Source organism: Micromonospora sp. CA-244673 (assembly GCF_050948395.1).
Taxonomy (GTDB): domain Bacteria; phylum Actinomycetota; class Actinomycetes; order Mycobacteriales; family Micromonosporaceae; genus Micromonospora.
In genome coordinates this window covers 1,492,335-1,516,905 of sequence record NZ_CP192019.1, presented here as the reverse complement: position 1 = coordinate 1,516,905, position 24,571 = coordinate 1,492,335, and the positions used below count along the sequence as shown (strand labels likewise).

The following is a 24,571-nucleotide window of genomic DNA, read 5'->3' as shown; positions in this document are numbered from 1 at the left end:
TGCCAGATGCACCCGGGCCCGCGCGGGTCGACCTGAGGACGCCGGACGATCGGTGGTGAGTGGCGGCTCAGCCGACCGGGACAGCCGCCGGCTCCGGCACGGCCGGCCGGGTGCGGGCGGCCCAGCGCACCACCGGCGGCACCAGCGCCCCGAGCACCAGGAACAGCCCGCCGAGGAGCAGCCACCCCGGTACGCCCCAGCCGACCGCCAGGGTGGTCACCACCACCGGGGCGACCATCGAGCCGAGCTGCATGCCCATCCCGTAGGCGCCCTGGTACTGGCCCTGCGCATGGGCGGGGGCCAGCCCGAACGAGATGCCCCAGCCGGCCGCCGCGTGCCACAGCTCCCCCACCACGTGCACCAGCGCGCCGCCGAGCAGCAGCGGCACCGCCACCGCCACCGGTACGCCTCCGCCGGCCGCGAAGAGCGCGCAGGCGACCGCGATCACCGCGCCGGCCCGACGGGCCGCCCGACCGGCGCCGGCGAGGTCCTCGGTGCCCCGCGAGGCGCGGACCTGGAAGAGCACCACCACCACGGTGTTCACCAGAAGGCAGGCGGAGATCAGCCAGCGCGGCGCGGTGGTGTGCCCGGCGATCCAGAGCGGCAGGGCGATGTTGATCAGGCTGAAGTGCATCGACATGAGCCCGTCGAGCACGGTGAAGGCGAGGAACGGCCGGTCCCGCAGGGCGATGAGCCGCGGCCCGTGGGTCGGCGCCGGCACCGGCGGCACGGGTGGCAGCCGGAGCAGCACCGCCGCGGCCACCAGATAGGTGGCGCAGTCGAGCAGGATCAGCGACACGTACGCGGTCCGGGTGTCGGCGGCCAGGCCGAAGCCGGCCAGCACGGTGCCCACCGAGATGCCGACGTTGGTGACCGCGCGCAGGTAGGCCCGGGTGCGCACCCGCTGGTCCGGTGGCACCGCGCCGGCGATCAGCGCGCCCCGGGCGCCCCGGGTCGCCGAGTCGGCGACCGCCATCAGCACCCCGACCACCAGGAACCCCGCGAAGGAGCGGACGGCCACCAGGGCGGCGGTGAACCCGGCGGAGGCGAGCAGCGCGGTGATCTGGAGACCGCGCGGGCCGAGCCGGTCGGCCAGGTAGCCCATCGGCGTGCTGGTCACGAGGCTCACCAGCGCGGTGAGGGTGAGGCCGAGGCCGACCTGGGCCACGGTGAGCCCGACCGAGCGGGTGAGGAAGAGCGCGCTGACGGTGAGCCAGGTGCCCCGGCCGACGGTGTTGACGAGGGTGGACAGGGCGAGGGTCCGGGACGGGCCCGGTTCGGGAAGCAGGCGCACCCCGAGACCATAGCAAGACGTACGTACGGTTTGCAGCCCCGTCCCACATTCGGCTTGTCGCCGATGCATTGCCGATATATCGTTGATGCATCAGTGATAGGACGACAGAAGGAGAGCCCGATGGGTTTCCACCGACGGATGCACGCCGTGCACGACGAGATGCGGATGCGGGGCTTCGGCTTCCCGCCCGTACCCCCGGGACCGCCGCCGTTCCCGCCCGGCCCGTTCGGTCACGGCCACGGCCGGGGCGGACGGGGCCGCGGGCGCGGCCGCCGGCCCAACGTGCGCGGCGCCGTGCTGGCCCTGCTCACCGAGCGGCCCATGCACGGCTACGAGATGATCCAGGAGATCGACTCCCGGACCGGCGGGGCCTGGCGGCCCAGCCCCGGCTCGATCTACCCGACCCTGCAGCTGCTGGAGGACGAGGGCGTCATCGCGGCCGCCGCCGACTCCGACGGCGGGCGGAAGCGGTTCGCCCTCACCGAGCAGGGGCAGGCCGAGGCCGCCGAGGCGGCGCAGACCCCGCCCTGGGGCGAGTTCGCCGAGCAGACCGTGAACAGCTGGCACGACATCCGCGACGCCGGCGCGCAGGCCATGAACGCCCTGCGGCAGGTGATGATGACCGGCACCGACGACCAGCGGGCGCGCGCCGCCCAGGTGCTCGACGAGACCCGGCGCAAGCTGTACGCGATCCTCGCCGAATCCGAGTGAGTCGCCGCACCCGGTGCGCCGGCCGGGGTGGTCACGGGACCGCCACCCCGGCCGGCGCCGCCGTCAGCCGCGCCGGCGGGCGGTGACCAGCAGGTACTCCCAGCGCATCACCCCGGCCTCGGTGTGCCGCCGGGCCAGGTCGGCGAGGTCCCGGTCGAGCGCGGCCACCCGCTCGGGGTCCGCGGCGTTGGCCCGGTACACCGCGATCGTCGGCCCGTAGTGGGCCTTGAAGTAGTCGCGGAAGTCCTCCGGGGCGGCGAACCGGTCCACGGTGACCACCTCGCGGCGCAGCACGAGATCGGTCACCCGGTCACCGAGCAGCGCGCGGACGTGCTCCTCGTCGCCCCACAGCGGCGGCGGCTGCGCGCCGGGCGGCGGCGGGGGCGCGTACGGCTTCATGGTGGCGAACAACTGACCGATGAAGCCCTCCGGAGTCCAGTTGACCAGGCCGATCGTGCCGCCCGGCCGGCAGACCCGGACCAGTTCGTCGGCGGCGGCCCGGTGCCGGGGCGCGAACATCACCCCCACACAGGACAGCACCCGGTCGAACTCGCCGTCGGCGTACGGCAGCGCCTCGGCGTCGGCCTCCTGCCAGTCCAGCTCCGCGCCACGCTCCGCGGCCAACGCCCGCCCGATCTCCAGCAGCTCCGGGGTCAGGTCGCTGGCCACCACCTCGGCCCCCGCCAGGGCCGCCGGAACGGCCGCGTTACCGGTGCCCGCGGCCACGTCCAGCACCCGGTCACCCGGCCCCACCCCGGCCGCCTCGACCAGCGCCGCCCCCAGCTCGGGGATGACCTCGGCGGCGACCGTGGCGTAGCTGCCGAGCGCCCACATCCGCCGGTGCCCGGCCTTCACGGCCCGGTCCTGCTCCATCTCGTCGATCATTTCCGCTCCTCCGACTCGTCCTGATGGGGACGGTAGGCAGCGGCGGAGCGGCCACCCAGTACGAGATGTGTACCGCTCCCGACAGGTTCCTGGTCCCACGGTCGGCCCCGGCGTAGCGTCCCGGCCATGGGGGCCTCCTACCACCAGTTCTGCCCCGTCGCGAAGGCCATGGAGCTGCTCGACGAGCGCTGGACGCTGCTCGTCGTCCGGGAGCTGGTGAGCGGGTCCGAACGCTTCAACGACCTGCGCCGGGGCCTGCCGCGGATGTCGCCCACCCTGCTGTCCCGGCGGCTGCACCAGCTCGTCCGCGCCGGGGTGGTGGAGCGGCGCGTCGACGGCGCCGACGTGCGCTACGTCCCGACCCAGGCCGGGCGTGAGCTGCGGCCGGTGCTCGAGGCGCTCGGCGCGTGGGGGGTGCGCTGGATCGGTGAGCTGGGCGACGCCGACCTGGACCCGAAGCTCCTGCTGTGGGACATGCACCGGCACGTCGACCACGACGCCGTGCCGGCGGGGCGTACCGTCGTGCACTTCCGCTTCCGGGACGTGCCGGCGGCGCTGCGCGACTGGTGGCTGGTCATCGCCACCGGGGAGGCCGACGTCTGCGACGTCGATCCCGGGCACGAGGTGGCCGTGACGGTGACCGCGAGCCTGCGCGCCCTGGTCCAGGTGTGGCTGGGCGACCTGGACTGGCCCGCGGCGCTGCGCGGCGGCGCCGTGGAGGTGGTGGGGCCGGAGGCGCTGCGCCGGGCCCTGCCCCGGTGGTTCACGCTCTCCGAGTTCGCCGCCGTGCCCCGGGCGGTGGCGCGGGCCTGAGACGACGCGTGCGGCCGCCCCCGGGTGGGAACGGCCGCACGTCGTCGGTGGATCGGTGCGTCAGTGCACGGTGACCGTGGCGCCGCCCGGAACGAGGCCGCGCAGCTCCTCGGGGATCTCGGCGCCCATCTCGTCGGCGATCCGCAGCGCCTCCTCGATCAGCGTCTCCACGATCTGGCTCTCGGGCACGGTCTTGACCACCTGGCCCTTGACGAAGATCTGGCCCTTGCCGTTGCCGGAGGCGACACCGAGGTCGGCCTCGCGGGCCTCGCCCGGGCCGTTCACCACGCAGCCCATGACGGCCACGCGCAGCGGCACCGGCAGCCCCTCCAGGCCGGCGGTGACCTCCTCGGCCAGCTTGTAGACGTCGACCTGGGCGCGGCCGCAGGACGGACAGGAGACGATCTCCAGGCCCCGCTCGCGCAGGCCCAGGGACTCCAGGATCGCGGCGCCGACCTTAATCTCCTCGACCGGCGGGGCGGAGAGCGAGACCCGGATGGTGTCGCCGATCCCCTCGGCGAGCAGCGCGCCGAACGCCACGGCGGACTTGATGGTGCCCTGGAACGCCGGGCCGGCCTCGGTGACACCCAGGTGCAGCGGGTAGTCGCACTGCTCGGCGAGCTGCCGGTACGCCCGGATCATCACCACCGGGTCGTTGTGCTTGACCGAGATCTTGATGTCGCGGAAGCCGTGCTCCTCGAACAGCGAGCACTCCCAGAGCGCCGACTCGACCAGCGCCTCGGCGGTGGCCTTGCCGTATTTGGCCAGGAGGCGCTTGTCCAGCGAGCCGGCGTTCACGCCGATCCGGATCGGCACGCCCGCGTCGCCGGCCGCCCGGGCGATCTCCTTGACCTTGTCGTCGAACTGCCGGATGTTGCCCGGGTTCACCCGGACCGCGGCGCAGCCGGCGTCGATCGCCGCGAAGACGTACTTCGGCTGGAAGTGGATGTCGGCGATCACCGGGATCTGCGACTTCCTGGCGATCGCCGGCAGCGCCTCGACGTCGTCCTGGGAGGGCACCGCCACCCGGACGATCTGGCAGCCGGACGCGGTCAGCTCGGCGATCTGCTGGAGGGTGGCGTTCACGTCGGCGGTCAGGGTGGTGGTCATGGACTGCACCGAGACCGGCGCGCCCCCACCGACCGGCACCGAACCGACCATGATCTGGCGGCTGGCCCGGCGCGGGGCGAGCGGCGGCGGCGGCACGGGGGGCATACCGAGACTGACAGCGGTCACTTCAGGCACTCACCTTGAGAAGAGCGTGATCGGGTTGACGACGTCCGCGGTGACGGTCAGCAGCGTGAACACGCCACCGACGAGGATCACCGCGTACGTGAGGGGCATGAGTTTCAGGTAGTCGACGCGGCCCGGGTCGGCCCGGCCGATCCGCGCGTAGAGCCAGGAGCGGACCCGCTCGAACCAGGCGATGGCGATGTGCCCGCCGTCCAGCGGGAGCAGCGGCAGCAGGTTGAACACGCCGATGAAGAAGTTCAGCGAGACGAAGAGCATGAAGAACACCAGCCAGGCGTTGTTCTCCACGGCCTCGCCACCGAGCCGGCTGGCGCCGACCACGCTGATCGGGGTGTCCACGTCCCGCTCGCCGCCGGTGACCGCGGTCCACAGGGCGGGGACCTTCTGCGGGATCCGCTGCATGGCGTGCAGGGTCTGCACCGCCATGTTGCCGGTGAAGTCGGCGGTCGCGCCGAACGCGGCGACCGGACCGTACTCGACCCGGGTGGGGGTGGTCGGCCGGAGCGCGACGCCGAGGGCGGACACCGCCGAGGTGGCGCCCTTCGGGTCGCCCAGCGGCGGGCGCTGCACGGCGGCCAGGTCGACCGTGGCGGTGGCCGGCCGGCCGTCGCGCACGTAGTCGACGGTGGCCGCGCCGGGCTTGGTGGCGCGGACCACGTCCAGCATGTCGCCCCAGGTGGAGACCGGGCGGCCGTTGACGGCGGTGATGCGGTCGCCGTCCTGGAGCTGGGCCTTCGAGGCCGGGCTGGCCGGGTCACCTGCCTGGCAGGCCCGGGCCGCGTTCTCCACCACCACGCACGGGGCCAGGGCGATCACGGCCGGCTCGGCCTTGAAGCCGTCCTCGGTGTTCGGGAACTCCGGGTTGGGCAGGCCGGCGGAGACCGCGAGGATCCAGAGGGTGACGAGGGCCAGGGCGAAGTGGGTGATGGAGCCCGCGGACATCACGATCGTCCGCTTCCACACCGGGTAGCGCCACATGGCGCGCTTCTCGTCCCCCGGTTCGACGTCGTCGTCCTGCGGGGTCATTCCGACGATCTTGCAGAAGCCGCCGAGCGGGATGCCCTTGACGCCGTACTCGGTCTCGCCCCGCTTGAACGACCAGAGCGTCGGCCCGAAACCGACGAAGTAGCGGGTCACCTTCATCCCGAACGCCTTGGCGGTGAGCATGTGCCCCGCCTCGTGCAGGCTCACCGAGATGAGGATCGCCAGGGCAAACAGCGCCACCCCGAGCAGGTAACTCATCAAGCTCCTTCCAGCGACCCGGCGATGATCGCCTGGGCGTGCCCCCGTGCCCACGACTCGGCGGCGAGCACGTCCTCGACGGTACCTGGTTCGTCGAAGTCCGGAGCGTCCTCCAACACCCGTTCCAGGGTGTCGACGATGCCCAGGAAGGGCAGCCGCCCGGCCACGAAGGCCGCAACGCACTCCTCGTTGGCCGCGTTGTAGATCGCCGGCCGGCACCGCCCGGCCTCGCCGGCCGCCTTCGCGAGGGCGACCGCCGGGAACGCGGCGTCGTCGAGCGGGAAGAACTCCCAGCTGTGGGCCTTCGTCCAGTCGACCGCGGCGGCGGCACCGGGCACCCGGTCCGGCCAGCCGAGGCCGAGGGCGATGGGCAGCCGCATGTCGGGCGGGCTGGCCTGGGCGAGGGTGGAGCCGTCGGTGAACTCGACCATCGAGTGGATCACCGACTGCGGGTGGACCATCACTTCGATGTCGGCGTAGGGCACGTCGAACAGCTCGTGCGCCTCGATCACCTCAAGGGCCTTGTTGACCATGGTGGCGGAGTTGATCGTCACCACGGGCCCCATGTTCCAGGTGGGGTGTGCCAGCGCCTGCTCCGGCGTGACCTCGGTCAACTCGTCGCGCCGGCGGCCCCGGAACGGCCCGCCGCTGGCGGTCACCACGAGCCGGCGCACCTCGCCCCGGGCGCCCCCGCGCAGGCACTGCGCCAGCGCCGAGTGCTCGGAGTCGACGGGAACGATCTGCCCCGGCCGCGCCACCGCGGCCCGGACCAGCGGGCCGCCGGCGACGAGGGACTCCTTGTTGGCCAGGGCGAGGGTACGCCCGGCGCGCAGCGCCGCGAGGGTCGGCGCGAGCCCCAGCGAGCCGACCACCCCGTTGAGAACCACGTCGCAGGGCCACCCGGCCAGCTCGGTCATCGCGTCCGGCCCGGCCACGATCTTGGGAAGCTTGAAGTCGCCCGTGGCCCAGCCGCGCCGGCTCGCCTCGGCGTAGAACGCGAGCTGGAGGTCCTGGGCGGCGGACGCCCGGGCCACCCCGACCGCCTCCACCTCCAGCTCCAGGGCCTGCGCGGCGAGCAGCTCCACGTTGCCGCCGCCGGCGCCGAGGGCCACCACCCGGAACCGGTCCGGGTTACGCCGGACGATGTCGATGGCCTGGGTGCCGACCGACCCGGTCGAGCCGAGCAGGACGAGGGCGCGGGGAGACGTCACCCGCCCATTCTTCCCCAGCCCTCCTGAGCGCCCGCTGGGAGCCTCACTCCCCCGCCCCATCTGTCGTCGACGGCGCGGATCTTGGCGACTTTCCGTTCGTGGCGAACGGTAGGTCGCCAAGATTCGGCGTGCTCTAGCGGGCGAGGGCGAGGCGACGGGCGGCCTCCTCCGCCGGCTGGCCGAGCAGGCCCCGGGCGTGCAGGAAGGCGAGCAGGCCGTCGCGCTGCTCCGCGTCCAGCCCGTCGACCCGGGCGGGGAGCACCTGGTGCCGGCCGATCCGGAAGATCAGGTGGTACGGGACAGGCTCGACCCCTTCCACGGCGGGCCAGCGCACCAGGCAGTCCACCAGTTCGCCGTCGTAGCGCACCCCCTCGTCGCCGACAGTCCAGACGATGGGGCGGCCGTAGAGCTTCCAGTTGATGCTGACCGTCCGGCGGCCGGCCCACCAGGCGACCAGCGCGAGCGCGACGGCGGCGGCACTCGCGACCACCACCCCGGCGGTGTCACCCCCGGACCACGCCAGGAGGGCCACCAGCGCCGACACGCCGGGGCAGAGCCACAACACGATCAGGGTGCGGCGGAAGGCTCGGCGCAGCGCGACGCCGAACAGCTTCCGGTCTGGCTGCGCCGTAAAGGTGATCAACACGAGCGGAGACGATACGTCCGTCGGCCGCCGAACGGCTACGCCGGGCTGGCCAGGACGAAGGTTTCCAGTTCGGCGCCGCCGTACCAGTCGGTGCGGGTGCCGACGTGGGTCATGCCCAGTCGCCGGGCCACCGCCATCGACGGCTCGTTGCCGGCCATCACCACGGCGTGGACCTGCCGGGTGCCGGCGGCGAACTCGCGCTCAAGCACGGCCCGGGCCGCCTCGGTGGCGTAGCCGTGCCCCTGCGCGTCGGGGTGCAGGTGCCAACCGACCTCGATGTCGTCGGTGGGCGTGACCCCGTCGCGGCCGGGCAGCGGCTTCAGCAGGACGCTGCCGACCGCCCCGCCGGCCCCACGCGGCTCGATGGCCCAGAGGCCCCAGCGGCCGTCGTACGGCGCGTAGCGCTCGCGCCAGGAGTGCACGCGCTCGAGGGCCTCGGCCGGGTCGGTCATCCGCCCCGCGCCGCCGCCCAGCCAGCGCATCACCTCCTCCCGGGAGTAGATGTCGTAGATCCGGGCCAGGTCGTCCGGCGACGCCGTCCAGTCCCGGACCACCAGCCGCTCGGTCGAGGTGATCACACGCGGGATCGTAATGCGTGCCGAGGCGTCCCACGGGGAACAGGATGGCGATGGGTGCGGGGTGGCAGCGGGCGAAGCGGATCACCGGCGTGGCGTTCCGGCCGGTACGCGGGCGGGACCTCTCGCTGCACGCCGCCGCGATCACGTTCTACGGGGCGATCGCCGTGGTGCCGGTGGCGCTGCTGGCGATCTGGCTCACCGGGCTGGTGGCCGGGGACGGTCGGGTGCGCCGGCTCACGTCGTACGCCATCGACACGCTGCCCACCGACATCGGCGCCAACCGGGCGGTGGCCGCGCTCGTGGAGGCCGGGTTGGGGCTGACCCCGCTGCTGGCGCTGGCCTCGCTGCTGCCGGCGTCGCTCTACGGCGAGGGGCTGCGCCGGGCGTTCGTCTCGGTCGCCACCCCGCCCGGCCAGGCGGGGACCCTGGTCGGCTGGCGCGGGCGGCTGCTGCTGCTCCCCCTGCTCGCCCCGGCCCCGGCACTGCTGCTGTCGGTGCTGCTGGCGCTGCCGCTCACCACCCACCTGGTCAAGCAGGGCGGCTGGCTCGGGGCGCTGGGTGTGGTGCTGTCCTTCCTGGCCACCTGGCTGGTGCTCACCCCGGTCCTGGTGTGGGTGTTCCGGGTGGTCGGGCCGGCCGCCCCGGACTGGCTCGCCACGCTGGGCCTGGGCTCGTTCACCGCGGCGAACCTGTCCGGGTTCCTGCACGGGTTCGTGCTGTTCTGCTCGCTGCCGCTGGACCTGGGAGCCCCGTTCGGCGGGTTCGACGAGATCGGCGGCGGGGTGGCCGTGCTGCTCTGGCTCTACCTGTTCCACGTGATCGTGCTGGCCGGCTACTCGGCCACCCTGGCGCTCTCCCGCTGGCGGGCCACCCGGGCGGCCGCCCGCGCCTGACCGCCGGGGCCAGCCCGCCGGGGCCAGCCTGCCGGGCCAGCCTGCCGGCGCGGGGCCTGCCGGGCCGAGCCTGCCGGGGCCGGTCCGCCGGAGGCCGCGGCGGCCCGACTCGGCGCGCGAGGCGCGGCTCCGCCCGCCGACCTCTCCCCGGACCGGGCCCCGCGCCGCTAGGCTGCCCGGGCATGAGCGAAGCGAGTGAGCTGCCGTCCCGCGCCGACGTCGTCGTGGTCGGCTCCGGGCACAACGGTCTGGTCTCGGCGATCCTGCTGGCCCGCGCCGGCCTCGACGTGCTGGTGTTGGAGGCGGCCGAGGTGATCGGCGGGGCCACCCGCACCGAGAACCCGTTCCCCAAGGTGCCCGGGCTGCGGCACTCCACCGGGTCCTACCTGCTCGGGCTGATGCCACCGGAACTGCTCGCCACCCTCGACGTGACGATCCCGGTGCTGCGCCGCGACCCGCACTACTTCCTGCCCACCCCCGGCGGGCTCGGCTCCCCGTACCTGCTCTTCGGCAGCGACACGGCGAGCACGCGGCGGCAGCTCGCCGAGTTCTTCTCGCCCGCCGACGTGGCCGCCGACGACGCGCTCCAGGCCGAGCTGGCCCAGCTGCGGGAGGACCTGGCGCCGGCCTGGCTGGCCGAGCCGCTGCCGGTGGAGGACACCGCCGAACGGTACGTCCGGCCCGCCCTCCGGAAGGTCTTCGTCGACCTGGTCCGCGGCTCGGTCGCCGACTACCTGGCGCGCTTCGACTTCCGCTCCGAGCTGCTGGTCAGCATGTACGCGGTCACCGACGGCCTCTCCGGGCTCAACGCCGGGCCGGACGACCCGGGCACCGGGCACAACTTCCTGGTGCACAACATGTGCCGGCTGCCCGGCTCGGAGGGCACCTGGATGATCGCCCAGGGCGGGATGGGCACCGTCTCCCGGACCTTCGCCGACGCGGCCCGGGCGGCCGGCGCCCGCATCGTCACCGGCACGCCCGTCACCGCCGTCACCCTCGACGGCGGCGCGGCGGGCGGGGTGGTGCTGGCCGACGGGCGGGAGGTGGCCGCCTCCGTGGTGCTCGGCGCCTGCGACCCGTACCGGTTGATGGAGCTGCTGCCCGACGGCGCGCTCCCGGCGGAGCTGGGCGCGCGGATGGCGGCGGTCCGCCGGCCCGGCACGACGCTCAAGCTCAACCTGGCGCTCACCGGTCTGCCCCGCTTCTCCTGCCTGCCGGCGGACGCGCCGAGCCCGTTCGGGTCCACCATCCACCTGCTCCCCGGGTCGGCCTCGCTGGTCGGCGCCGGCGGCGAGGCGCCCATGGCCGCGCTGCGCGGCATGTGGGCGGACGTGCAGGCCGGCCGGCTGCCCGAGGAGCCCACCATCGAGTGGTACCTGCACACCACCGTCGACCCGTCGCTCTCCGACGGCGCCGGGCACCACTCGTCGGCGCTCTTCGTCCAGTCGGTCCCCTACGAGCTGGCCGGCACCACCTGGGACGCGGCGCTGCCCGGCTACGTCGACCGGCTGCTCGACATCTGCGAGCGGTACGCGCCGGGCACCCGCGACCTGATCGCCGACGCGGTGCCCCTGCCCCCGCCGGGCATCGAGGCACACTTCGGCATCACCGGCGGGCACATCCACCACGTCGACAACACCGTCTCGTTCACCGACCGGATGCCCTACGCCACCGGGGTCGACGGCGTCTACGCGGGCAGCGCCGGCTGCCACCCGGCCGGCAGCGTGATCGGCGCGGCCGGGCACAACGCCGCCCAGCGCATCCTCAGCGACCTCGGTCGCTGACCGCACCGCCGGCCTCGGCGGCGCGGGGCAGGTCGCCGGGGCGGCGGACGAGGGAGAGGCCCACGAGCAGCAGCAGGTAGAGGAGCAGGCTGACGATCGGGTCGACGAAGACGAAGGCGAAGGCGATCGTGTAGAGCAGCGGGCGCACCACCAGCCGCCGGGAGACCGCCCGGGCCAGTTGCGGATCCAGGTCCGGGTGGAGCAGCCGGTGCCGGCGGGCCCACCACCAGCTCAGGTTGAAGAAGAGCGACTCGCCCAGCACGGTGCCGAGGTAGAGGGCGGCGGTCAGCCGCTGCTCGGTGTCGCTGCCGCGCAGGTTGTCCGCCAGCAGGTCGGCGGTGAACGGGATCGCCGCCACGAAGAGCAGCACGAGCAGGTTGAACATGAGCAGCACCTGGTCGACCCGGACCACGTACCGCCACATGTTGTGATGGCCGAGCCAGATCTGGCCGGCGATCAGGAAGGTGATCACGTACGCCAGGTAGGTCGGCCAGGCCTGGACGAGGGCGTCGGGGAGCTCCTTCCCGGGGTCCCGGGCCGGGCCGTTCTGCAGCAGCTCGACGGCCATCACGGTCAGCACGACGGCGAAGACACCGTCGCTGAACGTCTCCACCCGGGAGGCGTCCCGGGTCATCTCCCGGTCGCGCCCGAACCGGTACCCGCTCCCGCCCGCGCCGTCCGCCACGCCGCCCCCTTCCGACCTGATGGTCACCCGGCGGGGGCGGCGGGCGGGCGGAAACTCAGCTGATCGCCTCGCCGGCGGGGGCGGGGGTCTCCGCGTCGGCGCGGTGCGCGCGGATCTTGTGGCCGACGCTGGTCAGGCAGCGGCCGCTCGCCATGTCGAACTTCCACCCGTGCAACTGGCAGGTGAGCTGGTCGCCCTCGACGATGCCGAACCGGCTCAGGTCCGCCTTCAGGTGCGGGCAGCGGCGCTGCACCACCCAGCCGTCGAGGGTGATGTCCTCGGCGTCGACGGCCCGCTCGTGCTCGTCGTACCAGCCCTCGGCGTACTGGAGGCGCTCCTCCGACAAGCACTTGAAGAACGCGTAGACGAACTCGTTGTACTGGCCGATCCGGGCCGCCGAGAACCGGCAGGAGAGGAAGAGCGAGTTGACCCAGTCCACCTCGCCGATGTGCAGCAGGTGCTCGATCAGCGCCCGCTCGGTGCGGAACCGGTAGCGGACCTTCTCGTCCGCGTACGGCCGGACCTCCTTGCCCGGGAAGTCCACCACGATCGACTCGACGCTCTCGCCGTCGTACCCGACCAGGTCGAACCGGACCGGCCCGCCGACACCCTTGGCCAGGTAGATCGACTCGTCCAGCAGCGGCTCGATCCGGCGCTTCATCTCACCGAGCACGTCGACCTCGGGGTGCCGCCAGGACGCCTTCTCCGCCTCGATGATCGGGCGCTTGCGCTCCCGCATCTCCTCCAGGTGGGCCCGCTTGTTCGCGAAGAACTCCTCGACCGGCACCGGGTGGGTGGTGGTCGCGCCGTCGGTGGTCACCTCCGCGACGCTGCCCGGCAGCAGGACGATGCCGTTGGTTCCGCCGACCTTGGCGTACTCGGACAGGAACACCGACTGGTCGGGGAAGATGTTCCCCTCGTCGCCGAACACGTCGTTGAACTGGAACAGCTCGTCGTCGAGGAAGCAGGGCGGGCCGGCGATCGGGAAGACGTGGTCGGCCTTCAGGTCGTCGATGTAGCGCCAGGTGCGGTCGAACTGCCGCTCCCGCTTCTGCTTCCCGAACGCGGTCTTCGCCGCCTGCGGCAGCTCGTAGACCATCGGGTACCAGATCGCGCCGGAGAACTGGAGCAGGTGCGCGTGCACGTGGCCCAGCTCGGCGAAGACGGTCAGGTCGGTGGGGCGGGCGTCGTTCTGGTTGAGCAGCCGGACCCCGTCGTACTCCACCCAGAGCGACGAGTCGCCGATCGGGCCGTCGGTCGGGCTGGTCAGCGCCTGAATCATGATCTTCAGGCCGCCGGGCAGCTCCACGACCTGCTCGTTCGGGGCCTTGAGGAACTTCGTGAAGCCCAGCTCCCGCAGCTCGTCCTCCATCTCCGAGGTGGGGAACTCGGGCAGCAGGACGGTGGCGTCCTTGGAGATGTGGTCGCGCAGGTGCCTGGCGTCGAAGTGGTCCCGGTGCAGGTGCGACACGTAGAGGTAGTCGCACTGGCCCAGGGTCGCCCAGTCGAGCTGGGAGTTGTCCGGGAAGGGGAACCAGGAGGCGAAGTAGGCGGGATTGACCCACGGGTCGCACAGGATGCTGCCCGCGGCCGTGTCGATCCGCATGCTGGCATGGCCCGTACCGGTCACTCGCACCGTAGTCCCCCTCAAAAAGGCATCAGGCGTACGTCAAGACGCTACCGGAGGCAGTGTGGTCGCCGTCCCGCGACGCCGGTAGTGACCTTCCGCCCCCGCCGGCCGGGTCCAACGGGCCGGCGGCGTCAGCCCTCGACCACTCCGGTCCAGGTCCGCCGCTGCGGGGCCGACGCGCACCAGGCGTCCATCAGCCCGGCGATACGGTCCACCGGCGCCCCGAGGTGTACCCGCTGACCGCCGGCGACCTGGTGGTCGCGGTCCTGGTGCACGGTCCCCTCGCTGCAGCAGGCACACAGGGCCCGTACGCCGCTGGCCGGCTCCGCCGCGTACCCGTGCTCGTCGAAGAGCGCGGCCAGCGCGCGGACGTCCTCCGGCGTAGCGGCGGCCACCTCGACGGTGGTGGTCGGCAGCTCCGAGGCCCGGAACAGCAGCAGCTCGTCGAAGACCGGGTACGTCCGCCCGTCGACCGCCCGCTCGCCGTTGGGCGCACCGTCGTGCACCACGACCTCGCCGAACCGGCGCCCGGAACCGGGCGTCGGCACGTTCAGCACGCGGGCCCGGGTGGGGCAGAGCCGCCGGGCCCAGACCACCTCGCCGCCGCTGAGCCGGATCGGCGTGACGCCGAAGTCCGCCTCGATCTCGCCCGCACCGTCCGGGATGTCCAGCCCGTACCCCGACCAGGCCTGCCGCGCCGTCGCCCAGTCCTCCACGATCGTCGCCGCGATGCCCAGGTTCCAGAACGCCGGGTCCTCGCTACCGGGCGTCGAGCGGGCGGCCGCCTCCCGCCCCAGCTCGTACGCCTTGGCCCAGTTCCGCAGGAACTTGTACGCCAGCGCGGCGTTGTACCACCACGACTCGGCCGCGGGGAGGTCCGGGTACCGGCGGGCCAGGCGCTCCCACAGCTCGCCGGCGATCGGCCAGTCCTCGGCGTCCCACGCCTGCTGGGCCCGCTTGTACAGCTCGCGGTCGTCCTCGCGGGTCATGTCTCCCCCACCATCAGGTCGGACCCCGCACCGGCGCCGCCACGGGGCGTGCCAGACTAACCGGAGATCCGATCGCGAGGGAAGGACCGACAGTGGCAGGAAGTGAGCCGGTAACCGCGCCCGACCAGCACCGGCCGGGGCACCGCAAGTCGGGGCGGATCGGCGCGGTGCTCTCGGCGGTGGTGTTGGTGGTCATGGCGCTCTGCGGCAACCACGAGGGCAACGTGGAGAACATCTGGCTGTTCGGGCTCGCGGCGCTGCTGCTGGCCATCGTCATCGGCGACGCGGTGCTGCGCCGCAACGGCCTGCGGTCCTGACCCACACGCGCTCGACCCGTACGCGAAAGGGCCCGCCCCCGATCGGGGGCGGGCCCTTCGTCGTCGTGCGGGGGCTCAGCGGCCGAGCAGGATGTCCTGCACGTCCTTGAGCGCGGCGTCGACCTCGGCCTCGAAGTAGCCGCCGGGCACCAGCCCGAAGCGCAGGGTGTCCAGGTCCTTCGGGTTCACCGGCATCGGGTTGCGGCCCTGCATGCCACCGAGCAGGGTCTCGAAGAACCGGTCGACCTGGTCCGGGTCGTAGCCGCTGCCGAAGCGGCGCACCTGGAAGCTGCGGCGGATCTGGTCCACGCGGTAGAGGTCGCTGCCGGGCGGGCCGGCCATCGGCGGGCCCACCATCGGCGGACCGGCCATGGGCGGGCCGGACATCCCCGGGCCGCCGCCGTAGCCCTGGTCCGGGCCACCGTAGCCCTGGTCGGGGGCACCGTAGCCCTGGTCCGGGCCGTAGCCCTGTTGCGGCAGCTGCGGCGGGCCGGCCGGGCCACGACCGCGCGGGTCGCGCATGTCCCGCTCCGGCATCCGGAACTCGGCGGTCATGTCGGCGTGGCCGTGCCGGCCGGCCTCGAAGCCGTCGAAGCGCTCGTCCTGGCCGTAGCCGCTCGGGCCGGGCGGCAGGCCACGGGAGGGCGGGCCGCCGTGCCCCATCGGGGCGCCCGGACCCATCGGGCCGGGACCGCCCGGGCCCCGGGGCGCGTCGTAGCCGCCGCGCGGGCCGTCGTAACCGCCGGCGAAGGCGCCGGTCGGCTCGTCGTAGCGGTTGCCGTAGCGGTCGGCGGGCGGGCCGGCCTGCGCGGGCATCGGCCGGGGCGGCATCGGGGGCTGCGGCACGGGCGAGAGGCCACGGTCGTCGCGCATCGGCGGGCCGAGCCGGTCGGCCATCCGGGGGTCGCCACCCCGCCCGCCGGGGGCGCCGCCGCGCTCCTCCAGCTCGGCGAGCTGCCGCTCGACCCGGTCGAGGTGCAGGTCGACCTGCCACTCGTCGTAGCCGTTGAAGCGGACCCGGAAGACGACGTCGTGGACCTCCTGGGAGGCCACGGGCGCGCCGACCGGCTGGCCGGCGAGTGTCGCCTCCACCCGATCGAGGAAGGCGTCCACCTCGTCGACCTTGTATCCCCGGCGGAGCGCCTTACGCCGGAAACGCTGACCCTGACTCGCCACTATGTCTCCTGGTCTCTACCGCTACGCCGTCACGCCGTTGCGGCGCGTGGGTCGCTGTCCCTGTCCTCGGCGGCGGCGAGCTGCCCACACGCCCCGTCGATCTCGCGACCCCGGGTGTCCCGCACCGTGGTGGACACCCCGGCGTCGCGCAACCGCCGGACGAACTCCCGCTCGACCGGCTTCGGGCTGGCGTCCCAGCGGCTGCCCGGAGTCGGGTTGAGCGGGATCAGGTTCACGTGGGCCAGCTTGCCGGCCAGCAGCCGCCCGAGCAGATCGGCTCTCCACGGCTGGTCGTTCACGTCCTTGATCATCGCGTATTCGATGGACACGCGACGCCCCGTCGTGTCCGCGTAGTCCCACGCCGCGTCCAGCACCTCGGACACCTTCCAGCGCTGGTTGACCGGCACGAGTTCGTCGCGCAGCTCATCATCGGGGGCGTGCAGCGACAACGCAAGGGTCACTGAGAGGTCTTCGCTGGCCAGTCGGCGGATGGCCGGAACCAGGCCGACCGTGGAAACGGTGATGTGCCGCTGGGACAGGCCGAGGCCCTCCGGCGCCGGGGCGACCAGCCGGCGGATCGCCGCCACCACCCGGGCGTAGTTGGCCAGCGGCTCGCCCATGCCCATGAACACCACGTGCGACAGGCGCGGCGGCGAACCCGCCACCGCCCCCGAGGCGGCCACCCCGGCCAGGTAGACGGCCTGGTCGACGATCTCGGCGGTGGAGAGGTTCCGGGTCAGCCCGGCCTGGCCGGTGGCGCAGAACGGGCAGGCCATGCCGCAGCCCGCCTGGCTGGAGATGCAGACCGTGACCCGGTCCGGGTAGCCCATCAGCACGCTCTCGACCAGCGAGCCGTCGTGCAGCCGCCAGAGCGCCTTGCGCGTGGCGCCGTCGTCGCAGGCCATCTCGCGTACGGGGTTGAGCAGGGTGGGCAGCAGCGTGCCCGCCAGCCGCTCACGGGTCGCCGCCGGTAGGTCGGTCATCCGCGCCGGGTCGCGGACCAGACGGCCGAAGTAGTGGTTCGAGACCTGCTTGGCGCGGAACGCCGGCTCACCCAGCTCGGTGACGAGCGCCTGCCGGCCCGGCAGGTCCAGGTCGGCGAGGTGACGGGGTGGCATCGCGGGCCGGCGGCCGCGGGCGTCGGGGTCTACGGAAATCAGTGGGAGGCTCGTCATGGCGCGTCCAGTCTGACACGCCGAACGGGGGACGCACCTGTCCGTGCGTGCCGAATCGGCACCGGCCGGCCGGCCGAGGCGACGCCACCCGCGTGATTCACGCCTCAGCCCGCCATCGGCACGAAGATCGCCAGCAGCAGGTAGGCGGTCGGCACCGCGAACAGGATCGAGTCGAGACGGTCCATCAGGCCGCCGTGCCCCGGGAGCAGGTTGCTCATGTCCTTCACCCCGAGATCCCGCTTGATCATGGACTCGGCGAGGTCGCCGAGGACCGCCGCGCCGGCGATCGCCACCCCGAACAGCGCACCCCACCACGGGGCCACGTCGAGCAGCAGCCAGAGCAGCAGGGCGCTGCCGGCGGCGGCCGCGGTCACCGAGCCGGCGAAGCCCTCCCAGGACTTCTTCGGGCTGATCGTGGGAGCCATCGGGTGCTTGCCGAAGGCGACGCCGGCCGCGTAGCCGCCGGTGTCGGAGAGCACCACGGCCACCAGCGTGACCAGCACCCGCAGGTGACCGTCGTCGGGGGCGGCCGCCAGCATCGCCGCGAAACCGCCGAGGAACGGCACGTAGACCGCGATCAGGGTGGCCGCGGTGAGATCCCGCTGGTAGTTGCCCGGGCCGTCGCCCAGCCGCCAGATCATCGTGCCCAGCACGGTGACCAGCAGGCCGAGGCAGAGCGCGTCCGGGCCGGCGAACCAGGCCAGCCCCACGGTGATCACGCCACCGGCGACCAGCGGCACCAGCGGCGGGTGGGCGCCGCTGCGGCGGACCGCGCGGGCCATCTCCCAGCAGCCGATCGCCACCGCGGCGGCGACCACCGCGAGGAAGGCCGGCAGGTAGAAGAAGAGCGGCACGACGATCGCCGCGCCGAGGGCCAGCCCGACGCCGATCGCGGCCGGCAGGTTGCGCCCCGCCCTGGACGCCTTCGGCTGGGCGGTCGGCGGACGGTCCGCGCTGGCCCGCCGCCGGCCCCTCGACCGGCGGGCCGCCGGCTCCGGGTCCGGTCCGGGATCGTCGCGCACCGCCGGGAGCTGGGTGGTCGGCTCGTCGCGTACCGGAGCGATCTGGGCCGTCGGGTACTCGTCGTCGGGCCGGTCGTAGCTCCGGCCCCCCGGGGTCGCGTCGTGGCGTTCCCTCGGGTCGGCGCCCCGGCTCCGGTCGCGCGGGCCGTGGTCCCACAGGTCCCGGTCCGCGGTCGGGAAACCACCGGGACCGGCGTCCCGGCGGGCCGCGTCCACGTGGCCCGGGCCGCGGGGGGCCGGCTCGTCGCGCCAGCCCCGCTCCGGGGCCGGCGGTCCGTCGTACGGGCGGCGACCGCGCGACGCGTCGTAGCCGTCAGCCGGCCGGGCGTGCGGGTCCGCGGCGGGACGGCCGGGCGGGCGCGCGTACGCCTCCGGGCCGGCACCCGCCCGGCGCCAGGGGCCGGGCTCCAGGTCGGTCTCCGGCCAGGGCAGCGGGGCCGGGCGGTCCCAGCCGCGCGGCTCGGCGTTGCCGTAGGGGTCGGGGTGGGACATCACGCACCGGCAGGCGGTACGGGAGCCACCACATGACGCAAGACCAAGACCATCCCCTACAGCCGCGAGCAGTTCCGGTTGACCGGCCGGACGGCCGGCCGACCCCCGCCGTTCACCCCGTGGTGGGCGGGAATCCTGCCGAGCCTACTGCACCCGGGAAGCCCGCACGGCGGACGTGGGCCGGCACGACGACGGCACCGGGCCGCCACCCGGGCGGGCGGCGGCACACCGGTGCCGTGACGGTACGCGGGCGCTCAGACCTCGAGCAGCTCGTTCTCCTTGTGCTTGACCAGCTCGTCGACGTTGGCGACGAAGCGCTGGGTCAGGTCGTCCAGCTCCTTCTCCGCGCGCCGGCCCTCGTCCTCGCCGACCTCGCCGTCCTTGACCAGGCGGTCCAGCTCTTCCTTGCCCTTGCGGCGGATGTTGCGGACCGCCACCTTGGCCTCCTCGCCCTTGTGCCGGGCGACCTTGATCATCTCGCGGCGCCGCTCCTCGGTCATCTGCGGGAGCACGATGCGCAGCTGGTTGCCCTCGTTGTTCGGGTTGACCCCGAGGTCCGAGTCGCGGATCGCCTTTTCCATGGCGTTCAGCTGCGAGTTGTCGTACGGCTTGATGATCACCATGCGCGGCTCCGGCACGGCGATGGACGCCATCTGCGGCAGCGGGGTCGGGCTGCCGTAGTAGTCGATGACGATCCGGGAGAACATGGCGGCGTTGGCGCGACCGGTGCGGATCCCGCCGAACTCCTCCTTGGCGTGCTCGATGGCACGCTCCATCTTCTCCTCTGCCTCGAGGAGGGTGTCGTCGATCACCGGTCTCCTCGCCTCCTTCTGTCGCTCGTCGTGGGCTCTGCTGGTGCTGCTGTTGTCGGAGGACCGCTGCCGGCTCCAAAACCGGTCAGGCGGTGATCAGCGTGCCGATCTTCTCACCGCCGACGGCACGGACGATCGTGTCGTCGCCCTGGGCGCCGAAGACCAGCATCGGCAGGCCGTTCTCCATGCAGAGGCTGAACGCCGCGGCGTCGGCCACCCGCAGGTTGCGGCGCAGCACCTCGGAGAAGGTGATCGAGTCGAGCTTGCTCGCCGACGGGTCGATCCGGGGGTCGGCGGTGTAGACCGCGTCCACGCCGTTCTTGCTCATCAGCACCACGTCGGCGCGGATCTCCAGCGCCCGCTGGGCGGCCACCGTGTCGGTGGAGAAGTACGGCATCCCGGCGCCCGCGCCGAAAATGACCACGCGGCCCTTCTCCAGGTGCCGGATCGCGCGCAGCGGGATGTACGGCTCGGCGACCTGGGCCATGGTGATGGCGCTCTGCACCCGGGTCTCGATGCCCTCCTTCTCCAGGAAGTCCTGGAGGGCCAGGCAGTTCATCACCGTGCCCAGCATGCCCATGTAGTCGGCGCGGGCCCGGTCCATGCCGCGCTTCTGCAGCTCGGCGCCGCGGAAGAAGTTGCCGCCGCCGACCACCACGGAGACCTGCACGCCGCGGCGCACCACGGTGGCGATCTGCCGGGCGATGGCCTGCACGACGTCGGGGTCGACGCCGATCGCGCCGCCGCCGAAAACCTCACCGGAGAGCTTCAGCACCACCCGGCGGGCCCGACCGGGAGGCGGGGCGGTCGGGTCATCCGCCGCCAGGCTCCGGTCACTCACAACCTGCGTCATCCGACCCGCCCCTTCCGTCGCGCACCTCGTGGGCGCCGCGTACCGCGTACCTGCCGCTGCCGACCCTATGTGACGAGGAGGCCGCGGTGCCTGTCACGTACACCGGCGGCCTCCTCGTCGAAGATTTCCCTGCGCACGGGCGCGTCAAGCGCCCGGTGCGGCGGCTCAGGCCTGGCCGACCTCGAACCGCACGAAACGGGTGACCTCGATGCCGGCGTCGGCCAGCAGCTGCTTCACCGTCTTCTTGTTGTCGGCGACCGCCGCCTGCTCCAGCAGGACGAAGTCCTTGAAGAAGGCGTTGACCCGGCCCTCGACGATCTTCGGCAGCGCGGCCTCGGGCTTGTTCTCCTCGCGGGCGGTCTGCTCCGCGATGCGCCGCTCGGACTCGACGGTCTCGGCCGGGACCTCGTCGCGGGTCAGGTACTTCGGGCGCATGGCGGCGATCTGCATGGCCACGCCGCGGGCGTCCGCGTCGCCGGCCTCGTCCGCCTTGCCCGAGTACTGCACCAGCACGCCGACCGCCGGGGGCAGGTCCTGGCTCTTGCGGTGCAGGTAGACCGCGGTGGTGCCGTCGAGCTTGGCGAAGCGGTTGAGCACCAGCTTCTCGCCGATCTTGGCGGACTGCTCCTGGATCAGGTCGGCCACGGTCTTGCCGTCGATGGTGCTGGCGAGCAGCTCCTCGGCGTTGGTCGCGCCGCTGGCCACACCGTGCTCGACCAGCTGCTGGGCCAGCGCGATGAAGGCGTCGTTCTTGGCGACGAAGTCGGTCTCGCAGTTGAGCTCGAGCAGCGCCTGGCCGGCGTGGGCGATGAGGCCGTTGGCGGCCGTGCGACCGGCCCGCTTGCCGACGTCCTTGGCGCCCTTGACGCGCAGGATCTCGATGGCCTTGTCGAAGTCGCCCTCGGCCTCGGTCAGCGCCTTCTTGGAGTCCATCATGCCGGCGCCGGTGAGGTCGCGGAGCTTCTTGACGTCCGCGGCGGTGAAGTTGGACATGACTCTCTCTTCGGTGGTTGAGACTGCGTTCGGATGTCTGGCTGCCGGTTACCCGGATTTCTGGCCGCCGGTTACCCGGATTTCTGGCCGCCGGTCTGCCCGGATTTCTGGCCGCCGGTCTGCCCGGCTCCGGGCCGGTTCTGCCCGGCGTACCCGTCGCGCCCCACCGACCGTGAAAACGGACGGTGGGGACGCGACGGCGAGATCACTCCGCGGCGGCGGTCGCCGGCTGCTCAGCGGCCGGCTGCTCGGCGGCGGGCTGCTCGGCGGCGGTCGCCGGCTGCTCGTCGGCCTTCTTCGGCTCCTCGAGCAGCTCACGCTCCCACTCGGCCAGCGGCTCGTCGGCGCCGACCTGGCCCGGCTCCGGCTTCTCGTCGCCGCCACGGCCACGGCCGGAGCGGGCGATCAGACCGTCGGCGACGGCGGCCGCGACGACCTTGGTCAGCAGCTCGGCCGAGCGGATCGCGTCGTCGTTGCCCGGGATCGGGAAGTCGACCTCGTCCGGGTCGCAGTTGGTGTCGAGCACGGCGATCACCGGGATGCCCAGCTTGCGGGCCTCGTCGACGGCGATGTGCTCCTTCTTGGTGTCGACGATCCAGACCGCGGCCGGGAGCTTCTGCATGTCACGCAGGCCACCGAGGGTCTTGGACAGCTTCACCTTCTCGCGGGAGAGCTGGAGGGTCTCCTTCTTGGTGTAACCGGCGGCCGTGCCGCTCAGGTCACCCAGGGCCTCGAGCTCCTTCATGCGCTGGAGCCGCTTGTACACCGTCTGGAAGTTGGTCAGCATGCCGCCGAGCCAGCGGTGGTTCACGTACGGCTGGCCGACCCGGGTCGCCTGCTCGGCGATGGCCTCCTGGGCCTGCTTCTTGGTGCCGACGAAGAGGATGCTGCCGCCCCCGGCCACCGTGGTGCGCACGAAGTCGTACGCCTTCTCGATGTAGTCGAGGGTCTGGCGCAGGTCGATGATGTAGATACCGTTGCGCTCGGTGAAGATGAAGCGCTTCATCTTCGGGTTCCAGCGCCGGGTCTGGTGCCCGAAGTGGACACCGCTCTCCAGCAGCTGACGCATGGTCACGACGGCCATGGTGGGTACTCCCTGTTTGTCCCTGGTTGTCCCGTCCGGCCGGCGGCCGGACGCCTGGCGCCCGGTCGCCGGCCATGATGGGCCCGATCAGGATCGGGACCAGGGAGGCCGCCGCCCCACGAGATCCGTGGAGAGGGCGCGCGAGGTCGACCGCGCAAGGCGGTCGCCAGTCGACCAGTGTACGCCCCTTCTCCGCCCCCAGGTCCCGGGGTTCGGGAACGCCCGTCCGGCCCCTTTCCGGGCGCTCCGTGCGGCGCGGCGAGCCCTGCGGGTGGAGGGCCCGGACCCGGGCTGCGGGGCCGTCAGGCCTCCGGCTGCGGGGCCGTCAGGCCGGGCTGGCTGTCCGGACGGGGATTCGCCGGCCGGGGCGGTGGGTCAGCGGGCCGCGAGGGCGGCGGCGAGGAAGAGCACCAGTCCGACGGTCAGGTAGGCGGTCGGCGGGCGGAGCCAGCCGCGGCTGCCGTCGGCGAGCGCCAGCCCTCCGGTGCGCAGCCCGTACAGGCCGGTGCCGAAGATCGGCAGCCCGACCACCAGGAACGTGCCCACCACGACGTGCGAGGTGGAGACCGGGTCGCCGACCACGCCGCGCAGCAGCACGCGCAGCGCGGGGACCTCCAGGACCAGCACCATCACGGCGAGCAGCACCGCGAGAGCCGGGCGCCGGGTCCGGTAGACCCCGTCGCCGGGCGGCGGGCCGTCGGGCCGGGGCGCGACCGACGGCATGGGGCCGGTCGGCATCTCCAGGGGGTGCGGTGTCGGCCCGGCCGTCATCTCCGGCGCGGGGCCGCCCGGGCGCTCCCCGACGACCAGCGGGGTCGCCGCGCCGGGGCCGGGCCGGTCCGCCATGGTGATCGGCCCCGCTCCGGTGTGGGCCGGACGGCCCGCCTCGACGACCGGGTAGCCGCCCACCGGACCGGACCGCAGCGGGTCCGCGGCGAGCGGATCGGCGGACTCGCGGGTTGGGTAGGGGCCCACCGGAGCGGCACGCAGAGGATCGGCGGGGCGGTCCGCGCCGAGCGGATCGGTGGACTCGCGGGCGGGGTAGCCGCCCACCGGAGCGGCACGCAGGGGATCGCCGGCGCGGTCCGTGCCGAGCGGATCGGCGGACTCGCGGGCCGCCCGCCGGCCGCCGCGCTCCCCCGGCAGCTCGCCGGAGGTCTCCACCGGGTCGTCCAGCCGGTGGGGCCGCCAGCCGTCCGTGTCGTCGCTCACCGGGTTGGCGGTCCCGAACCGGCCCGGGTCGCCGTACCGGTCCTCGCCCGTGCGCTGCTCCGGGGTCCGGAGGTCGTCGTCGCGGTAGCGCGGTTCGCCGGCGGCGCGCCAGTCCGGCTCGTACCCGCGGTCGCCCCAGGGCGACCCCTGCTGATCGTCGGGAAAGCTCCGTCGTCCGTCCACGACCGGCACGGTATGCGACCGGCACCACGCGCGCCATTCGGGCCGCTCGGAGCATCGCCGCTGGTCACGGACGACATAGCCGGTCATCACGGGCACCCGGCTCAGCGGCGGGCCTACCGGGCACAGGGCCGGTGTCACCGTCCTCGGCTCGACCGCGGACGGTGCAAGGCTCTAGCACAGCAGCAGCATGATCGTGTGTCCGTCCACAGGGGCCCCCGTCGTCCACAGGGCACCCCGCTCGGGACCCGTCCCCCACCCGTCCGCCGCAGGCTGGCCGGCATGACGAAGCGGAACCAGGCCGTCGGGGCGTACGGCGAACGGTGCGCGGTCCGGCACCTGATCGAGGCGGGGCTGCGCCCGGTCGCCCGGAACTGGCGGTGCCCCGAGGGCGAGATCGACATCATCGCCTGGGAGGGGCCGGTGCTCGCCTTCTGCGAGGTGAAGACCCGGCGCACGGAGGATTTCGGCAGCCCGGCCGAGGCGGTGGTGCGGGCCAAGGCGCGGCGGTTGCGCGGGCTGGCCGCACGCTGGCTCGCCGCGACGGGCACCACCGCCGAGGAGGTCCGCTTCGACGTCCTGGCGGTCCGGCTCCCGGTCGCCGGGCCGGCCCGGGTCGAGCACGTGAGGGGCGCGTTCTGAC

At 73.4% G+C, this 24,571-nt stretch carries 24 protein-coding genes; 6 read left to right on the top strand and 18 right to left on the bottom strand.

Going from position 1 to position 24,571, the window contains the following annotated elements; translation table 11 throughout:
- Positions 1 to 67: 67 nt before the first annotated feature.
- The gene (locus ACQP12_RS07320; RefSeq protein ID WP_433286065.1) at positions 68 to 1,294 is read right to left on the bottom strand and encodes an MFS transporter; all 1,227 of its coding nucleotides are present in this window, start codon (positions 1,292 to 1,294) and stop codon (positions 68 to 70) included.
- Positions 1,295 to 1,414: 120 nt separating this feature from the next.
- Here ACQP12_RS07320 and ACQP12_RS07315 point away from each other — a divergent pair, with 120 nt between their 5' ends.
- Positions 1,415 to 2,005, top strand: coding sequence for a PadR family transcriptional regulator (locus tag ACQP12_RS07315; RefSeq protein ID WP_212837529.1), 591 nt, complete (start codon positions 1,415 to 1,417; stop codon positions 2,003 to 2,005).
- 63 nt (positions 2,006 to 2,068) lie between these two features.
- On the opposite strand, the gene ACQP12_RS07310 is transcribed toward ACQP12_RS07315, so the two are convergent.
- Positions 2,069 to 2,890 (bottom strand): class I SAM-dependent methyltransferase, encoded by an 822-nt coding sequence (locus ACQP12_RS07310; protein ID WP_433286063.1) that lies wholly within the window; start codon positions 2,888 to 2,890, stop codon positions 2,069 to 2,071.
- Between the two features lie 126 nt (positions 2,891 to 3,016).
- Here ACQP12_RS07310 and ACQP12_RS07305 point away from each other — a divergent pair, with 126 nt between their 5' ends.
- Positions 3,017 to 3,703, top strand: coding sequence for a winged helix-turn-helix transcriptional regulator (locus ACQP12_RS07305; RefSeq protein ID WP_433286061.1), 687 nt, complete (start codon positions 3,017 to 3,019; stop codon positions 3,701 to 3,703).
- Positions 3,704 to 3,763: 60 nt separating this feature from the next.
- On the opposite strand, the gene ispG is transcribed toward ACQP12_RS07305, so the two are convergent.
- The 5 genes from ispG to ACQP12_RS07280 all read right to left on the bottom strand — a co-directional run bounded on the left by ispG (position 3,764) and on the right by ACQP12_RS07280 (position 8,631).
- A complete protein-coding gene (ispG, locus tag ACQP12_RS07300; RefSeq protein WP_357937333.1) occupies positions 3,764 to 4,939 on the bottom strand; it encodes a flavodoxin-dependent (E)-4-hydroxy-3-methylbut-2-enyl-diphosphate synthase in 1,176 nt (391 codons plus the stop codon).
- Between the two features lie 9 nt (positions 4,940 to 4,948).
- On the bottom strand, positions 4,949 to 6,196 hold the full coding sequence (locus tag ACQP12_RS07295; RefSeq protein WP_433286059.1) for a M50 family metallopeptidase: 1,248 nt from the start codon (positions 6,194 to 6,196) through the stop codon (positions 4,949 to 4,951).
- Positions 6,196 to 7,407, bottom strand: coding sequence for a 1-deoxy-D-xylulose-5-phosphate reductoisomerase (dxr, locus tag ACQP12_RS07290; protein WP_433286057.1), 1,212 nt, complete (start codon positions 7,405 to 7,407; stop codon positions 6,196 to 6,198). The genes ACQP12_RS07295 and dxr overlap by 1 nt, the downstream gene beginning before the upstream one ends.
- Before the next feature lie 133 nt (positions 7,408 to 7,540).
- Positions 7,541 to 8,053, bottom strand: a complete 513-nt coding sequence (locus ACQP12_RS07285; protein WP_357937338.1) for a YcxB family protein — start codon at positions 8,051 to 8,053, stop codon at positions 7,541 to 7,543.
- Positions 8,054 to 8,088: 35 nt separating this feature from the next.
- Positions 8,089 to 8,631 (bottom strand): GNAT family N-acetyltransferase, encoded by a 543-nt coding sequence (locus ACQP12_RS07280; RefSeq protein WP_433286054.1) that lies wholly within the window; start codon positions 8,629 to 8,631, stop codon positions 8,089 to 8,091.
- A gap of 50 nt (positions 8,632 to 8,681) precedes the next feature.
- Between ACQP12_RS07280 and ACQP12_RS07275 the strand changes: the two genes are divergently transcribed.
- Together ACQP12_RS07275 and ACQP12_RS07270 are read left to right on the top strand one after the other, a co-directional pair.
- Positions 8,682 to 9,524, top strand: coding sequence for a YhjD/YihY/BrkB family envelope integrity protein (locus ACQP12_RS07275; RefSeq protein ID WP_357937342.1), 843 nt, complete (start codon positions 8,682 to 8,684; stop codon positions 9,522 to 9,524).
- A gap of 182 nt (positions 9,525 to 9,706) precedes the next feature.
- Entirely contained in the window at positions 9,707 to 11,308 is a 1,602-nt protein-coding gene (locus ACQP12_RS07270) for a phytoene desaturase family protein (protein ID WP_433286052.1), read from the top strand.
- Here the strand turns inward: ACQP12_RS07270 and ACQP12_RS07265 are convergent.
- The 3 genes from ACQP12_RS07265 to ACQP12_RS07255 form a co-directional block, all read right to left on the bottom strand.
- Positions 11,289 to 11,942, bottom strand: coding sequence for a TMEM175 family protein (locus tag ACQP12_RS07265; RefSeq protein ID WP_433289157.1), 654 nt, complete (start codon positions 11,940 to 11,942; stop codon positions 11,289 to 11,291). The genes ACQP12_RS07270 and ACQP12_RS07265 overlap by 20 nt on opposite strands.
- Before the next feature lie 106 nt (positions 11,943 to 12,048).
- Positions 12,049 to 13,629, bottom strand: a complete 1,581-nt coding sequence (locus ACQP12_RS07260; RefSeq protein ID WP_357937346.1) for a Rieske 2Fe-2S domain-containing protein — start codon at positions 13,627 to 13,629, stop codon at positions 12,049 to 12,051.
- Between the two features lie 125 nt (positions 13,630 to 13,754).
- Complete coding sequence (locus ACQP12_RS07255) at positions 13,755 to 14,612, bottom strand: hypothetical protein (protein WP_433286050.1); 858 nt, start codon at positions 14,610 to 14,612, stop codon at positions 13,755 to 13,757.
- 92 nt (positions 14,613 to 14,704) lie between these two features.
- Here ACQP12_RS07255 and ACQP12_RS07250 point away from each other — a divergent pair, with 92 nt between their 5' ends.
- Positions 14,705 to 14,929 carry a DUF2631 domain-containing protein gene (locus tag ACQP12_RS07250; protein ID WP_091268655.1) on the top strand — a complete coding sequence of 75 codons (225 nt, stop codon included), beginning with the start codon at positions 14,705 to 14,707 and terminating at the stop codon, positions 14,927 to 14,929.
- Between the two features lie 75 nt (positions 14,930 to 15,004).
- Here the strand turns inward: ACQP12_RS07250 and ACQP12_RS07245 are convergent, their stop codons facing one another.
- The 8 genes from ACQP12_RS07245 to ACQP12_RS07210 all read right to left on the bottom strand — a co-directional run bounded on the left by ACQP12_RS07245 (position 15,005) and on the right by ACQP12_RS07210 (position 23,940).
- The gene (locus ACQP12_RS07245; protein ID WP_433286048.1) at positions 15,005 to 16,105 is read right to left on the bottom strand and encodes a DivIVA domain-containing protein; all 1,101 of its coding nucleotides are present in this window, start codon (positions 16,103 to 16,105) and stop codon (positions 15,005 to 15,007) included.
- Positions 16,106 to 16,134: 29 nt separating this feature from the next.
- Positions 16,135 to 17,280 (bottom strand): 23S rRNA (adenine(2503)-C(2))-methyltransferase RlmN, encoded by a 1,146-nt coding sequence (gene rlmN, locus ACQP12_RS07240; protein WP_433286046.1) that lies wholly within the window; start codon positions 17,278 to 17,280, stop codon positions 16,135 to 16,137.
- A gap of 104 nt (positions 17,281 to 17,384) precedes the next feature.
- Positions 17,385 to 18,794 carry a phosphatidate cytidylyltransferase gene (locus ACQP12_RS07235; RefSeq protein ID WP_433286044.1) on the bottom strand — a complete coding sequence of 470 codons (1,410 nt, stop codon included), beginning with the start codon at positions 18,792 to 18,794 and terminating at the stop codon, positions 17,385 to 17,387.
- Positions 18,795 to 19,048: 254 nt separating this feature from the next.
- The gene (gene frr / locus ACQP12_RS07230) at positions 19,049 to 19,606 is read right to left on the bottom strand and encodes a ribosome recycling factor (protein WP_357937355.1); all 558 of its coding nucleotides are present in this window, start codon (positions 19,604 to 19,606) and stop codon (positions 19,049 to 19,051) included.
- 85 nt (positions 19,607 to 19,691) lie between these two features.
- Positions 19,692 to 20,459, bottom strand: coding sequence for a UMP kinase (gene pyrH / locus ACQP12_RS07225; protein ID WP_154225180.1), 768 nt, complete (start codon positions 20,457 to 20,459; stop codon positions 19,692 to 19,694).
- 165 nt (positions 20,460 to 20,624) lie between these two features.
- Positions 20,625 to 21,452 (bottom strand): translation elongation factor Ts, encoded by an 828-nt coding sequence (gene tsf, locus ACQP12_RS07220; RefSeq protein WP_357937356.1) that lies wholly within the window; start codon positions 21,450 to 21,452, stop codon positions 20,625 to 20,627.
- A gap of 205 nt (positions 21,453 to 21,657) precedes the next feature.
- Positions 21,658 to 22,536, bottom strand: coding sequence for a 30S ribosomal protein S2 (rpsB, locus tag ACQP12_RS07215; RefSeq protein WP_433286040.1), 879 nt, complete (start codon positions 22,534 to 22,536; stop codon positions 21,658 to 21,660).
- 375 nt (positions 22,537 to 22,911) lie between these two features.
- Positions 22,912 to 23,940 (bottom strand): hypothetical protein, encoded by a 1,029-nt coding sequence (locus ACQP12_RS07210; RefSeq protein WP_433286038.1) that lies wholly within the window; start codon positions 23,938 to 23,940, stop codon positions 22,912 to 22,914.
- A 270-nt stretch (positions 23,941 to 24,210) separates the two neighbouring features.
- Between ACQP12_RS07210 and ACQP12_RS07205 the strand changes: the two genes are divergently transcribed.
- Positions 24,211 to 24,570, top strand: a complete 360-nt coding sequence (locus ACQP12_RS07205) for a YraN family protein (RefSeq protein WP_357937362.1) — start codon at positions 24,211 to 24,213, stop codon at positions 24,568 to 24,570.
- Position 24,571 lies beyond the last annotated feature (1 nt).